This window comes from Herbivorax alkaliphila (assembly GCF_030848475.1).
In the GTDB taxonomy this organism is placed as follows: Bacteria; Bacillota; Clostridia; order Acetivibrionales; family Acetivibrionaceae; genus Herbivorax.
In genome coordinates, this window is record NZ_JAVDDS010000024.1 from 1 (window position 1) to 15805 (window position 15805).

At 29.6% G+C, this 15805-nt stretch carries 12 protein-coding genes and 1 CRISPR repeat array; of the genes, 11 read left to right on the forward strand and 1 reads right to left on the reverse strand.

Annotation, left to right across the window (positions count from 1 at the left end; genetic code table 11):
- From RBH29_RS10070 to RBH29_RS10115, 10 genes are all read left to right on the forward strand, one after another.
- Positions 1-1025, forward strand: a 1025-nt coding sequence (locus RBH29_RS10070; protein ID WP_306696692.1) for a hypothetical protein, incomplete at its 5' end; no start/stop codon positions are given.
- The gene (gene cas5 / locus RBH29_RS10075) at positions 1015-1836 is read left to right on the forward strand and encodes a CRISPR-associated protein Cas5 (protein ID WP_306696693.1); all 822 of its coding nucleotides are present in this window, start codon (positions 1015-1017) and stop codon (positions 1834-1836) included. The genes RBH29_RS10070 and cas5, both read left to right, overlap by 11 nt.
- Before the next feature lie 16 nt (positions 1837-1852).
- Complete coding sequence (cas3, locus tag RBH29_RS10080; protein ID WP_306696694.1) at positions 1853-4222, forward strand: CRISPR-associated helicase Cas3'; 2370 nt, start codon at positions 1853-1855, stop codon at positions 4220-4222.
- 46 nt (positions 4223-4268) lie between these two features.
- Complete coding sequence (cas4, locus tag RBH29_RS10085) at positions 4269-4787, forward strand: CRISPR-associated protein Cas4 (protein WP_306696695.1); 519 nt, start codon at positions 4269-4271, stop codon at positions 4785-4787.
- 1 nt (position 4788) lies between these two features.
- Positions 4789-5769, forward strand: coding sequence for a type I-B CRISPR-associated endonuclease Cas1b (cas1b, locus tag RBH29_RS10090; protein ID WP_306696696.1), 981 nt, complete (start codon positions 4789-4791; stop codon positions 5767-5769).
- A gap of 2 nt (positions 5770-5771) precedes the next feature.
- A complete protein-coding gene (gene cas2, locus RBH29_RS10095; RefSeq protein WP_306696741.1) occupies positions 5772-6035 on the forward strand; it encodes a CRISPR-associated endonuclease Cas2 in 264 nt (87 codons plus the stop codon).
- Positions 6036-6228: 193 nt separating this feature from the next.
- Positions 6229-8369: a CRISPR direct-repeat array (repeat unit 29 nt; unit sequence GTTAAGCTTTAACAATGTGGGATGTAAAT).
- A gap of 127 nt (positions 8370-8496) precedes the next feature.
- A complete protein-coding gene (locus RBH29_RS10100; RefSeq protein ID WP_306696697.1) occupies positions 8497-9738 on the forward strand; it encodes a competence/damage-inducible protein A in 1242 nt (413 codons plus the stop codon).
- Positions 9735-11294: a murein biosynthesis integral membrane protein MurJ gene (murJ, locus tag RBH29_RS10105; RefSeq protein WP_306696698.1), complete on the forward strand. Its 1560-nt coding sequence runs from the start codon at positions 9735-9737 to the stop codon at positions 11292-11294. The genes RBH29_RS10100 and murJ overlap by 4 nt, the downstream gene beginning before the upstream one ends.
- 615 nt (positions 11295-11909) lie before the next feature.
- Positions 11910-12950 carry a recombinase RecA gene (gene recA, locus RBH29_RS10110; RefSeq protein ID WP_306696699.1) on the forward strand — a complete coding sequence of 347 codons (1041 nt, stop codon included), beginning with the start codon at positions 11910-11912 and terminating at the stop codon, positions 12948-12950.
- Positions 12951-13198: 248 nt separating this feature from the next.
- On the forward strand, positions 13199-13834 hold the full coding sequence (locus RBH29_RS10115) for a regulatory protein RecX (RefSeq protein WP_306696742.1): 636 nt from the start codon (positions 13199-13201) through the stop codon (positions 13832-13834).
- 98 nt (positions 13835-13932) lie between these two features.
- On the opposite strand, the gene RBH29_RS10120 is transcribed toward RBH29_RS10115, so the two are convergent.
- Positions 13933-14232 carry a hypothetical protein gene (locus RBH29_RS10120; RefSeq protein WP_306696700.1) on the reverse strand — a complete coding sequence of 100 codons (300 nt, stop codon included), beginning with the start codon at positions 14230-14232 and terminating at the stop codon, positions 13933-13935.
- Between the two features lie 997 nt (positions 14233-15229).
- Between RBH29_RS10120 and RBH29_RS10125 the strand changes: the two genes are divergently transcribed.
- Entirely contained in the window at positions 15230-15772 is a 543-nt protein-coding gene (locus RBH29_RS10125) for a nucleotidyltransferase domain-containing protein (RefSeq protein ID WP_306696701.1), read from the forward strand.
- Positions 15773-15805 lie beyond the last annotated feature (33 nt).

The following is a 15805-nucleotide window of genomic DNA, read 5'->3' on the forward strand; positions in this document are numbered from 1 at the left end:
GAGGACTAAAAATGAAAAAAACTAGAGTAAGTGGACTAACTATTACTATCTTGACAGAAAGTCCTATAGCACTTTCTAATGATCAAGGCACAGGGAATTATACTCCAATTAAAAAGTACTTTTACAAAGATGGAGCTCATGCTATGACAAGCGTAGGAACAATTACATATGAGTTAAGAAAAAAAATGATAAAGGATTATGGCTGGACAGCAAGTAGTATGGTAATAAAGGATAAGAACTTGCATCCTAAAAAAGAAGATATCGAATCTATAGGGTTAAATGGATTAGAAAGTGATGTTTTTGGGTTTTTAGTACCAGGTGAACAAATAAATAAGACCTCGCCATTAAGGATTATTCCGTTTATATCAGCAAATACGTATAAAACGGATACACAAATAATAACAAATAAAGGTTTTTTAGAATCTGATTTAAATCGTAAATATTATGATACTAAGGGAGATAATATTGAGATAGGTAAAGTGCCGTCCACTCAAGCGTTAGCATTTGAAGAGGTTTTTGGTGATTATTACTGTTATACAATAACGATTGAATTAGATAGAATAGGAGTAGTAGAGGTTAAAGATAATAAATATCTTGAGCCTGAAGAACGCAAATATATGTCAGGTGAAATTAGAAAAAAAGCAATTACTGATATTACTGATGCTATTATAAATTTTACAAGGGATATAAAGCATCAAAAAATTCATTTAAAACCAATAGCTGTATTCGGTGGAGTATTTGAAAGTCCAATACCGTATTTCTGGAACGATATAAAAGTTGATCAAAAAGGTAATATAGTTATGGACTATGCTTATGAGACGATTACAGGATACGAACTTAGTGAAGAAAACTACATCATATCAATTTCGTCTAGAATCCCTAAGATTTATAGAAATGATAATTTTGAAAACAAATTAAAAATCTCAGATACTCCACAGAAAGCAATTAAAAGCCTTGTTAAAAAGCTAAATGTAGCAGAAGATAATAGTTGGTATTTAGAAATAGGTGATAAAATTGAAGAGTAATGTATTAAAAATGGATATATACCAGCCATTTGCACATTATAGGGAACCGAAGATTATGCAAGATGATTTTATTCCAACATTATCTTTACCAACGCCTACTACTGTTTCAGGACTTATTTCGTATTTAATTGATAGGCAGGCCAAATCAATATTTAAAATTGGAATTGTAGGTTCATACGAAAACAAGGTAGTACATTTTATGCGAGGTGAAACTGGTGAGTTTTGGAGGAAGTTTAGTAGTTTTACGAAGAAAAAAAAGGTTAATAATGTGAATTACAATGATTGGTTTACGTTTTTCAAAGATAAAAAAGCAAAAAACAGAATAATGAATTTTGAAATTTTGCAAGATGTTAATTTGACCATATTTATCAGCGTTGAAGACCATAAAGAATATAGAATGATAAAAGAAGCTCTGGAAAACCCAAGAAAATACTTGGCACTTGGGAGAAAAGAAGATTTTTTCGTTCCCAAAAAGCCTGGAAAAATCGTTCAAGAAGTTACAATAAATGAAGTTGATATAAAAAACAAAAAACAAGCTATTATAAAAAACTCACTATTAAAAAACACCTACATTCCTGTATCTTTAAATAGTAAGTCTGAAAGAGAAGAAATGAAAAATAGACTTAGAACTGGTGTGTTATATACACTTCCCAAAACCTACAAAGATTTATTAGCAGATAAAAAGGATAGAATGTTAGTATATGGACACTATATTTACCTTAATGATGAAGGTTACTATCCTTCAAGTGGAAAAGTTCAAGTTTATGAAGATGAATATACAAAAAAAACAATAACATTTCAATGGTTGTGATGAGAGGAGGGGAATTATGAATAATGTCATGGCTAAGTCAAGAAATTCTCTTGAAGGTATTAAGGAACAAAAACTAACAGAGCATATATCTGATTTACTTGAAATATTCAAAAAAATTAAAACTGTAGTTAAATTTGAAGAAATTATACCTGAATTTCCAGAGTATTTAAGAATTTTATGTATTCTTCATGACTTAGGTAAAATTAATTTTAAATTTCAGAAAAAAATTCAAATAGCCAATCAAATTGACAAATACAAAAAAAACAATTTAATGTCTAGTAATAATAAAGATATAAAAGGGTTGAAGCAAATATATAGTTCCATCCAAGATGAAAGACATAACTTGTTATCGGGGGCTTTTTTAAAATACTTTTTTGATAATTTGTCTATTAGCAATAATTTAAGAGGTATTTTATATAAAGCTATTTTCTTTCATCATGGAAGCTATGAAAAATATTTAAGTAAATCTTTTGCAACAATCGAAAAAACGGTATTTGAAGACATTGAAAAAACAGTGTTTATGTCGGGGGAGTTTGATATAAATGAAGTTGATGTTTATTTGAAAGATAAATTAGATTTTAGCGTAAAGCTTGGAGATGACATTTTAGATTATGAGTTTTTAAGGTATTTTAATGAAAATTTCTCAGAGGATATTGAAAATAAAAAACTTTATATTTTACTGAAAGGATTTTTAAACTTAATTGATCATTTGGCATCTAGTCAAGAAAAAAAATTTAGCTATTGTTTAACTATATCTCCTGAGAAATTAGATAATCTTTTGATTTCAAATATACATGAAAAGTGTAAAAAGAATGGACAAAAGATAGAAAAACTAAAATTTAATTACTTACAAAAAAAGATAAGTTGTTTAAATAATAGCAATGTAATAACTATGGCTTTTACGGGTTCGGGAAAAACAGTTGCTGATTACAGATGGTATGGGAAGAGAAAAATATTTCTTGTTCCTAATAAAATATCTAGTGAGAGCTTCTTTTTTGATGCTATTGATATATTTAGAAATGAAGATTATGTAGGATTATTACACGGGGATATTTCTCTTTATGTAGAAAGCTTTAGACAAAGTATAAGAGGAGAAGACATATTGTTTACTTCTAGGGATAAAGTATTAGCAAAAAATTTCGCAAAGCCATATATAATCTCTACAGTTGATCAAATATTACTTTCTATATTTAAATATCCTGGATATGAAAAAATATGTGCTAGTATTTATTCAAGTCATATAACAGTAGATGAAGTACATTTATTAAATCCTCATATGTTTCTGATATTAATGTATTTCATAGAGTTTGCATCTAAATATTTGAAAGTTAAATTTCATTTAATGACTGCAACTATGCCAAATATATATTTAAAGAAACTAAATGATATTTCAGTTCCATTTGTAGAAAGTAACAAAGATGAGGATATAGATGAGAATAGAAGAATAAAGTTAATGTTTTGTGGGTCTGATGAATGGAAAGATATAATTTGTACATCCGTAAGAACAGGAAAAAAAGTTTTAATAATAAAAAACACAATTGATGAAGCTATGAAGACATATGAACAACTTAGTAATTTAAGAGATGAGAAAATCAAAATTAATGTTTTACATAGTCGGTTTAAGTTTAAACATAAAAAGGATAAATACAAAGAAATTTTAAATCAGGCAGGCGATGTATGGATATCCACTCAAATGGTAGAAATTTCACTGGATTTGGATTTTCAAGTTATTATAAGCGATTTAGCACCTATGGACGCACTTATTCAACGTATGGGAAGATGTAATAGACATGACCATTTAGAATACGGGAAATTTTATATAATTAATAAAGAAAATAAAGATGTGTATAATGAAAAACTGAAAAAAACAACAAAGAAAGCATTGCATAAGTTCAAAGGAAAAATATTATCAATGAAAAATAGAAAGAATTTACTTGACAATTATTACAAGGACGATTCAGTAGAAAAAGAGTATGGTAAAGAATTTGATGAGGCTGAAAAAGAAATAATGGATATTTATGGGTTGGTAGATAATTCAGAATTAAACGGTGAAAATATAATGTTTAAATTTGATCCATATCTGAATATTGTTGATTCAAAAACTGAAGCTAGTAAATTATTTAGAAAAATAGATCAAAATGCAAAAGTAATTTTGGAAAGTGACTATAACAATATAAAAAATAATTTAGAGAAATATAAAGAATATAGCAAGAACAGCATTCAGATAAGCAGAGGGTTGTTTTACAAATTAAATAATATAGGGGCTTTTTATATTGAAGATGGTTTTTTAATTTTAAAAGAGCATTTTTGCAAATATAATCAATGTATTGGGTTAAAGTTGGAAAAACAATCAAAAGATATTGAAATTAGTAGCAGAATTTTTTGATTAATATTAAGAAAAAATTAACTAAAATGAAATATAAGGTGATTCTATGGAATTTGAGTTAGAAAACTATAAAACACAGGGAGTTAAAATAAATTATTATTATGTATGCAAAAGAAAATTGTGGCTTTTTGCAAAGGGAATAACTATGGAGCATTTAAATGATAGAGTTTTAAGTGGAAAAGTGCTTCATGAAAATGCTTATTCAAGGCAGAAATCAAGAGAAATAATGATTGATGACATAATAAAATTAGATATTATTGATGGGGACTTTATACGAGAAATTAAACTTAGCAGCCGAATGTCAAATTCACATAGAATGCAACTTCTGTACTACCTCTACTATCTTAAAAAGAGTGGCATTGAAAAGAAGGGAAGCATTAATTATGTAAAAGAAAAAAAGATAGAAGTGATAGAGCTGACAGAAAAAGATGAATCTGAAATTGAAAGAGCACTGATTGAGATAAAAAAGATTTGTGAAATGGAGAAGCCACCTCCTTTAGAAAAATTGTCTATATGCAAAAAGTGTGCATATTATGAATTCTGCTTTGTAAAGGAGGTGGATTGAAATGGGGAAGGATTACTATATATTAAATAATGGAAGGCTTAAGAGGAAAGAAAATACATTTTATTTTTGGGATAGTGCTACAGAAGCAAATAAACCTCTTCCTGTTGAACAAATAGATTCTCTTCATATATTTGGAGAAGTGGACTTGAATACTAAGTTTATAAATTATGCATCAAAATATGGTGTGATACTTAATTTTTATAATTATTATGGATATTATACGGGATCATTTTATCCAAGAAAAAAGAATATTTCAGGTTTTTTAACAGTTAAGCAATCACAGCATTATATTGAAAAAGAAAAAAGATTATATTTGGCAAAATGTTTTGTTGCAAGTGCAAAATTCCATATAAAAAGAAATCTCAGAAATTACAAAAGTGTTCCGGATGAAGTTTTTACAAACCTTGATAAGGAGATTATTGATAAAGCTAAAGAAATTGATGAATTAATGGGGATAGAGGGACGAATACGAAATATTTATTATAAAAGTTATGGGCTTTTCTTGAAAGATGGTTTTCATATGAGGGGAAGAGAAAAAAGGCCTCCTAATGACCCTATAAATGCTTTAATATCTTTTGGTAATAGCCTAATGTATACAACTGTTTTAGGACAAATATATAGAACACAATTAGATCCTGCTATAAGTTATCTTCATGAACCAAGTACAAGAAGATTTTCTCTTAGCTTAGATTTAGCAGAAATATTTAAGCCTTTAATTGTTGATTCAGTGATTTTTAGCTTAATAAACAACAGAATAATAAAGATTGAAGATTTTAGTATTAAAGATGGTATTTGTATGTTAAATGATTCGGGGCGAAGAAAAGTCATAGCAGAATATGAAAATAAACTTTCGACTACTATAAAGCACAGGAAGTTGAATAGAAAAGTTTCTTATAGAGGCTTTATAAGACTTGAATGCTATAAGATTATTAAATACTTAATTGGTGATGAACTATATAAGCCGTTAAAAGCGTGGTGGTAATTATTTTTGTTATATTGACTTATGATATTGAAGTAAAAAGAATTAATAAAGTTAGAAAACTTCTAAAAAAGTATTTAGTTTGGACACAAAATTCTGTATTTGAAGGAGATATTACAGAAGGGAAGCTCCAAAAATGCATGGGGGAAATTGGGAGAATAATTGACAAAAATAACGATTCAGTGTATATCTATATAATAAAGAATCCAAAAAACATTGTAAAAAACAAACTTGGAAAAGAAAAAGCATTAGAAGAATTAATTTTGTAGTGATTTTAATATTGCAGTAAAGGTGTTTTTTGAAATTGGTATCTCTATAGCTTGAAATTGGAGAGTTTTAGGTAGTTTTTTTGTTTATATAGAAAACGCTACTAAAGGTTTACTGCAACTTAAGTACATTTGAAAAATGTAATAGGTGCTGAAAATGGCTTGAATAAAGCCTTTTACAATATGCTAAAAATGGGTTAAGCTTTAACAATGTGGGATGTAAATGAATTTCTAAGTGCAAAAGCAACCATCCAAGGTATACGTTAAGCTTTAACAATGTGGGATGTAAATAAATATTGACATTGCAAGACCTCCCTTTTCAAATTCTGTTAAGCTTTAACAATGTGGGATGTAAATTGTTTACAGATTTCTACATTGACTTGGGGCGGAACACAGTTAAGCTTTAACAATGTGGGATGTAAATAAATTGGTTTAGAGAAAATCGTCTCTTATTATATTATAGTTAAGCTTTAACAATGTGGGATGTAAATAGCAAGTCTAACATACAACGCAGCGAAAGCAATGATTGGTTAAGCTTTAACAATGTGGGATGTAAATCATATGATGATGTAATAGGGAAAGTTTATTGGATATGCCTTCGTTAAGCTTTAACAATGTGGGATGTAAATATGATTGGACATGTCAATTTTCACACCTTGAAATTCCTGTGTAGTTAAGCTTTAACAATGTGGGATGTAAATTGCTTTCCTGGCACCGTAATTTCTTTTCTCCTCATGGTTAAGCTTTAACAATGTGGGATGTAAATGCAGTAATGCAATTTCTTCTGGATTGATTGCACTGTAAGTTAAGCTTTAACAATGTGGGATGTAAATGAATCAGAGTACATACTTAATAAAGCAACACCAAACCGTTAAGCTTTAACAATGTGGGATGTAAATGCAACTATGGTTCCGTCAGATGCTTTCATTAATACAAAGTTAAGCTTTAACAATGTGGGATGTAAATTAACCACTATAAAATGAATAAGGCAAGAATTCTTCCGTTAAGCTTTAACAATGTGGGATGTAAATAGTAATCAGACATAACAGAATTAAATATATCAGGTTAAGCTTTAACAATGTGGGATGTAAATACTACTGTAACACTTAACACAACTGACCATGACAGTCTAGTTAAGCTTTAACAATGTGGGATGTAAATAAAAATAGGAGGGTTAGAAGATGGAAGAGGTAAAAAGGTTAAGCTTTAACAATGTGGGATGTAAATTCGTTTTCCTGCATTGCCTTTAACTTCGTTTGCTAAGTTAAGCTTTAACAATGTGGGATGTAAATCAAAAGTTTACTCCTATGCCCAACATCCACTACTATGTTAAGCTTTAACAATGTGGGATGTAAATTACAAATGAGTGGGGAGGTTCACTTGATAACAAAAAGTTAAGCTTTAACAATGTGGGATGTAAATACAGAAAAAGGGTTTACACATGAAAATATAAAATATGTTAAGCTTTAACAATGTGGGATGTAAATTTTTGTTTTCTTGTCGATAACTCCGTACAGTCTGCAATGTTAAGCTTTAACAATGTGGGATGTAAATAAGAACTTGAGCGAACCATTATACGCCATAGAAGATGTGTTAAGCTTTAACAATGTGGGATGTAAATTATAATGTGTTACTATACATTATATCGCTGGAGTTGGTTAAGCTTTAACAATGTGGGATGTAAATAATACAGATTGGGCAAGGTTTGAAGTTAAAGTGTCAGTTAAGCTTTAACAATGTGGGATGTAAATGGGACAGAGATAGCAGCACAGATAAATGAGATATGCGTTAAGCTTTAACAATGTGGGATGTAAATAACGTCTTGATTGCTCAAGACAACTACATCATAACAGTTAAGCTTTAACAATGTGGGATGTAAATATAGATTTTTTTGATACAAGAGTATCAAGGGTTATTGTTAAGCTTTAACAATGTGGGATGTAAATAACAAATACTGCCCCATTTTAGCAGCTCCACCTCCAGTTAAGCTTTAACAATGTGGGATGTAAATAGGTCAGGACAACAAATAAAAATAACATATGACGGTCGTTAAGCTTTAACAATGTGGGATGTAAATATATTGATATATTTCCTCGGTGTCTAAGTCTGAAAAGTTAAGCTTTAACAATGTGGGATGTAAATGAAGAGTATGCAAAATATAAACAATATATATTTGTTGTTAAGCTTTAACAATGTGGGATGTAAATTGAAAGGAAGGAGTAGTTATGAAATATTTTAAACAAAGTTAAGCTTTAAAAATGTGGGATGTAAATTGAAATAGAGGATCAACACATCCGACAAAAGTTTGGTTAAGCTTTAACAATGTGGGATTCAAATTCAGCACTAAACAATTTAAAGAGTTTGAATGGATTAGATATCACTTTCGAATTTTAAACCCTTTAAAAGTCACTTTAATACTGATATAATAAGTAGCAAAAAGGTTGAATATGAGGAGACAACGAGAATGAATGCAGAAATTTTGGCAGTAGGAACAGAACTTTTAATGGGTCAGATAGTAAATACAAATGCTCAATACATATCAGAAAGATTAAACAGTATTGGTGCTAATGTATATTTTCACAGCGTTGTGGGAGATAATCCAAAGAGACTAGAAGATAGTATAAAATTGGCATTGGGAAGATCTGATTTAGTTGTAATAACTGGAGGATTAGGACCGACAAAAGATGATATAACAAAGGAAATAGTTGCTAAAGTTTTTGGAAAAGATATGATTTTAGATGAGAAGAGTCTGAATAAAATAAAAGATTTCTTTTTAAATTCAGGTAGAAAAATGACTGGCAATAATGAAAAACAGGCATATTTTCCAAAAGATAGCATAGTTATTGAAAACAACAGGGGAACTGCACCAGGATGTATCATTAAGAGTGATAATAAGGTAGTTGTAATATTGCCAGGTCCTCCATATGAGATGCAGCCTATGTTTGATGAAAGTGTAATCCCTTATCTTCACAAGAAGTCAGGGCATAAAATTGTGTCCAAATATTTGAGGACTTTTTGGATTGGTGAATCAAAACTTGAAGAAAAAATAATGGACTTAGTGGACAAACAAGATGCTGTGACAATTGCAACTTATGCAAAAGCAGGAGAAGTTACAGTAAGGCTTACATGTAAAGCAGAATCGTCGGAAAATGGATTTGACAAAATACGTCCTTTCGAAGAAGAAATAATAAAAAGATTAGGATCTAATGTATATAGTACAGAGAATGAAAATTTAGAACAGGTAGTTGCTAAAATGCTTTTAGATAGTAAACTTACAATTTCCATTGCAGAATCCTGTACAGGTGGATTAATTTGTTCAAAACTTGTCTCTGTAAGTGGGATATCAGCAGCTTTTGATAGAGGAATTATATCTTACAGCAATGATTCTAAAATTGAAGATTTAGGTGTAAATAGAGATACAATTAAAAAGTATGGAGCTGTGAGCAGGGAAACAGCTGTAGAAATGGCAGATGGAATACGAAAAGGGTCAGGTTCAGATATAGGAGTCTCAATTACAGGAATTGCAGGTCCAGGTGGAGGAACTGATATAAAGCCTGTAGGTCTTTTGTATATTGCTTTATCTTATAAAGATGATACAGTGTGTAAAAAATTAAATTTATCAGGTGATAGAGAAAGAATAATAAATGTTGCTTCACTTCATACTTTTGACTTGATAAGAAGACAAATTGGAGGAGTTGAAATTTGAGTAATAAAAGATTAGGTGGAGCTGCTGCTATTGTCATGTCATCCATCGTTGTAAGTAGAATAACAGGCTATATAAGAGAAATGGTTACTCCTAATGTATTTGGTTTGGGAAGTGTAGGTGATGCATATTCATATGCTTTTAGAATAACAGGACTTATGTATGATTTGCTGGTAGGAGGAGCAATTGCAGCTGCGATTATACCTGTTTTAACAGGATATATTTCTAAAAAGGATGAAGAAAATGGATGGAAAGCAGTAGGAACCTTTATAAATATAGTAATCATTGTAATGTCATTTGTTTGTGTGCTGGGAATGTTTTTTGCACCTCAACTTATTGGAGGTTTTTCTGGTTTTGAATGTAAAGAGCAGATTGAGCTTACAGCTGACATAGCAAGGATTTTGTTTCCGTCGGTTGCATTTTTAATGCTTGCAGGAATATCTAATGGAGTGTTGAATTCTTATCAAAGGTTTGCAGCGGCAGCTTATGGTCCGTCAATTTACAACGTTGGAAGTATTTTAAGCTTAATATTCTTAAGTGGAAAAGGAGGGCCTACAAGTGTTGCATATGGAATTATGGCAAGCTCCTTAGTTTATTTTTTATTTCAATTGAGTTTTGCATATAAAAACTTAAAACACTATAAATTTAAAATACATATTAGACATTCAGGATTTATAAAACTTATTAAGTTAGCAATACCATCTTTAATGGCATCTTCCGTTGTACAGATAAATGTTATTATTGCAAGTTTTTTTGCTACCTTTTTTGAACCTGGAAGTATGATAATTCTTAATATGGCAGATAGAACGTGGCAGATGCCCTATGGAATATTTGCACAGGGTATGGGAATAGCAATGCTTCCAACTTTATCCGCCTATTTTTCAAAAGAGGAGTTTAAAGAATACAAAAGTACACTTATAAAGTGTATTAAAACAGTTTTATTATTTACTATTCCTTCAGCAGTTGGTTTTATAGTGTTAAGAGAAAATGTTATTAGAACCTTATTTGATATTACAGGGTTTGACTCAGAAAGCATTGCTCTTGCTGGAAGAATATTAATGTTTTTTTCTATAGCTCTTTTTAGTCAATCAATTGTTAATGTTTTAAATAAGGCATATTATGCAGCTAAGGATACCATTACACCTCTTATTACTGGTGTATTCACAATTGGGTTGAATTTTTTGCTGAGCGTAATTTTTATTAAAGCAACTAATATTGGTGTGGCAGGAATGGCTTTATCATATTCTTTAGTGAGTTTAGTAAATGCTTCTTTGCTTTTGATGTTGTTAAATAGAAAGATGAATGGAATTTATATTGGGGATCTTTTGAAATTTTTATCTAAGATTTTTCCAGCCTCTTTTGTTATGGGATTAGCAGTATATTTTATAAATACGGCTATGCCTTTTGCAGATTCAAAAATTATGCAGTATATTGGTCTATTAGGTATTATTACTGTTGGAGCAGCGGTATACTTTGCCATTGTTTTATTATTTAAAGTTGAGGAAGCTTCTTATGCAAAAAATATAATATTAAAAAAGTTTGGGAAAAAGTCTGATTAGTAAAAAAAGATGCAAAATAATATTTTAAATAGAGGATTTAAGAAGAATTTGGCGTAATAAGAAAAATAGTAATAAAATATGATAAAGTGATTAGTTAATATTTAATTTATGTGCCAGCATATTATAAACTGATTGGTTAGCATATATATAAGGTTTATACCAGTTTTAGAATAAGATAAAAAAGCTGTTGACTTAAAGATATATATTGAGGTATAATGAAATAGAACACATGTTCGAGAAAGTTAGTGCTGACAATATTTAATAATATCTTATATGTTTTGCTGTAAGCCATCTTACTTAAGCAAGGTGATATAAGAAGGGTTTAAATAAAAATTCGGTAGGGCATACCGATAATGCTTGTGGAGAGATTGCATCAAGTAGCTCCCTAAAGCAAGAATCTTTCTTCCTTTAGGGAGAGGAGAATGTCAAAAAGAGTTGATAAAAAAAACAGGAAAGGAGAGAACCCGTGACTAATACTTTATTGGTGTTAGGATGTACCGTGGAACACATGGGAATTTAGGCCTCTAGAGCATCGCATCAACGACTGAGGTCGGATGCGTTGAATGGGGAAGTGAGCACAAAGTTTAAAAGGTGTTCACAAAACGGGGAATTGCTATGGATAAACAAAAAGCATTGGAAATGGCCTTTGGACAAATAGAAAAGCAATTTGGAAAAGGCTCTATAATGAAATTAGGTGAAAATTCTCACTTAAATGTGGAAACCATACCAACTGGTGCTTTAGGACTGGATATAGCACTAGGAGTTGGAGGTGTACCAAGAGGAAGAGTGGTTGAAATATTTGGTCCGGAATCATCTGGTAAAACCACTGTAGCACTGCATATGATAGCAGAAGCACAAAAAGCTGGTGGTGAAGCTGCTTTTATAGATGCAGAGCACGCTTTAGATCCAGTTTATGCAAAAAAGCTTGGAGTAAACATTAATGATCTTATAGTTTCACAGCCAGATACAGGAGAACAGGCTTTAGAAATAGCAGAGGCTTTAGTTAGAAGTGGTGCTATTGATATAGTTGTTGTAGACTCAGTTGCAGCCTTGGTTCCAAAGGCAGAGATTGATGGAGAGATGGGAGATTCTCATGTGGGTCTTCAGGCAAGGCTTATGTCTCAAGCATTGAGAAAGTTATCAGGAGTAATACACAAATCCAAGACAACAGCAGTATTTATAAATCAATTAAGAGAAAAAGTAGGTATAATGTTTGGAAATCCTGAAACAACACCTGGAGGAAGGGCACTTAAGTTTTACTCTTCTGTAAGGCTTGATGTTAGAAGAATAGAGACAATAAAGCAATCTAATGAAATGGTGGGAAATAGAACCAGAGTTAAAGTTGTAAAAAACAAGATTGCACCTCCATTTAAGGAAGCAGAGTTTGATATTATATATGGTCAGGGAATCTCTAAAGAAGGTAATATTTTAGATGTTGGTGTAAAGCTTGATATTGTAAATAAAAGTGGTGCATGGTTTTCATATAATGGTCAAAAAATCGGTCAGGGTAGAGAAAATGCAAAGAATTTTCTTAGAGAAAATCCTGATATTTTAAAAGAAGTTGAGGCAAAAATAAGAGATAATTATAATCAGGCTTTTTTAAATAGCATTGACTCCAATGATGAAAAAGAAGAGGACAAAAAAAAGAAAGATTAATATAAGTTTTTGACTTCAAGTGGGATAGAGTTCCTGCTTGAAGTTATAATTAGAAGCCTTATTGGTTTAGCCGCAGGATATCTTATATGTTTAGCAGTAAGATATCTTACTTAAGCAAGGTGATATAAGGCAAATTTCAAATAAGAATTCGGGGCATGTAGTCAAAGTTTGTGGAGATAAGTATCTCTCTCTAAAGAAAGAATTCTTCTTTCTTTAGAGAAGGAAGAATGTAAAGATAATGTAATTTGGTGATTATATTGAAAATAACTTCTATTGAAAAAAACAAAAAAAACAAAAAAATGTTTTCTGTGTTTATCGATAATTCTTATGCTTTTTCTATTTCAGAAGAGGATTATTTTCGCTTAAATCTATATGAAAAATCATCTATATCAGAGGAAGAAATAGATGATATTAAAAAGTATATTGCTTTAAAATCTGTAAAGTCAAGTGCTATTAAATGTATTTCATTTAAAATGTTGAGCGAAAAGGAGCTTTTTCATAAATTGGCTTTAAAAGGATATGATGAAGATGTAATAAATATTGCTATAGACGAACTCAAATCTATGGGGTATTTAAATGATATGATGTATGCTCAAAAATTTGTTTATGATCGAATGAAATTAAAACCCAAGTCAAAGAAAGTTCTTAGTATGGAGTTAAAAAACAGAGGTATATCTCGAGACATTATTGAAAATGTGCTAGATAATCTTGATTACGATGAAGATGTTGTTATAGAAAGACTTCTTAGAAAGAAATTTGGCAAGTATGACTTAACTGACTCAAAAATCCTAAAAAAAGCATACTCTTTTTTGCTTCACAGGGGCTTTAACTTTGAAAATATTAAGTATGTTATAGATAAAATGACAAAAGAAAAAGATTGTTAAAAAACAAATCTAAAAAAGTACACTCTAAAAAAAGCCCTCTTGATGTATTTTTGAAAAGAGGAAACTAATTCTAAACACAAATTGAAAAATTACAAGTATTAAACTTCAGCTAATCCAAATCTTCTCAAGAACCATAAACAAAATCTTTGAACTTTTGTTTTTGGTTTTTCTAAAGGAACAGCGATGCCTTTAACGATTTTATAACATAGTTTTGCAGAAACAAAGTTTATAGAACCAGTCTTAAACTTTATTCTAATTGTTGGATTGTTGTTTACTTCTTGATAAGAAATAACCACTGCTTTTCTGTAAACATCGTGTGCACATGGTGCTAAAACCATGTCACCAGGACTTACTAATTTGTATTGCTTTTTCTCTTTTTTCTTTTTTAATTTAAACATTATAATCACCCTTTTTTAAGCTAATTTAACACAGCTTTAAATAGTTCTTTAAACTATAATATTTGTTCTATTTTGATTTTAGTCCAATTGTACTATTATTACCAAAAAAAATATTTCTGAAAACAGTTTTTAAAAAAATGTTTTAAAGTATTTTATTCTTAATATGTAGTTTTAAAACTTATCTATTTAATGTATCGGTTATTATTTCAATTATGATAGAATCCAAAAAATATGGAATAGTATAAAGAAAACAAACTTTCCTACTAGACTTTATATAAAAAGCTTAGCTTAGAAAGAAAACATAATATTCTTTTTAATAATCTAACAAGTTATAAATATTGATTCTTATAGACCGCTTTAAACTTTAAAGGTGAAATATATAAATTAAAGCTTAACAAATTCTGTTACTGTGATTTACGTAAAAAAGAAAACAAAACATGAACAATAATAATTTTATAAATAAATATCATTAAACAACATATTGCTTAGAGAGATTGAATTGAAGTTTATAGTGTTGTGATTGTAAGAAGTTGAATTATCATGCCATTCAATCCTTTTATTCTCTCAATACTTCATTTCAGATATATTTTACTAAAAAAAACAAGAAATATCAAGTGTTTTTGTATATGTTTTAGAACTTTTTTAAAAAAGACATTTGTATTTCATTTAAAAATGATTTTGTTAATATTAAATTATTTTTATAAAAACTCTATGCATAATTAGAAAAATGTGATATATTGATTTTAATAAAAAGCAGTAAATTGTTACAAAAACATAATAAAAAATTATTTAAAGTGTTTCTGTAAAGTAAATAAAACAGTTACTATGAGTCGTTGAGTGATTGATTATAAGACAGACAATTAATAAAGGGACTTCTAAAGTTTAATATTCAATGTTAAAAAAATATTAATTATAGAAAAAGATAATTTAAAAAGCAAGTTAATTTTATATTTTAAAAGGGGAAGTATATTAAATATGTTAAAGGGGATGTATATTAATGAGCAGAATTAATTTTGCAAATGACAGAATAATTAATCGTGTTACATCTTTACTTGAAAAGTTTTCTGAAAGTATGTCTGTTGAAGTTATGAGTATCGTTTTGTATGGCTCTAGAGCAAGAGGAGACAATACTTCTCAAAGTGATTATGAGTTTTTGATACTTATAGGTGATGGTACTCCGTTAGAAAAGTTTATTTCATTTGGAGAAAATTTAAAGCTGACACTTTTAAAGGAGAAGTATATAAATGTAAAGCCTCTCTTTTATACAGCGGAAATATTTGAGGAAATACTTTATAAAGACAAAATGGTGGGTACATTTCTTTATATGATTTGCAGAGAAAATGTAATTTTATATGACAAATATGGTACCTTTATGTCAATTAGAGATAGGCTTTTTAGAAATAATAGAAAAAGAGAAGAGCTGTTTTTAGCACAGTGTGTTGAGTTTGCAAAGTTATTTGGATCTGAAAAATGGGAAAGAAAGTGGGAGAGAATACTTTTACAGTTTAAGTATCATAGCAGAAGAAGGAGAATTTATTAAAAATACCTTCTAGTAGCTTGGAATAATTAATAT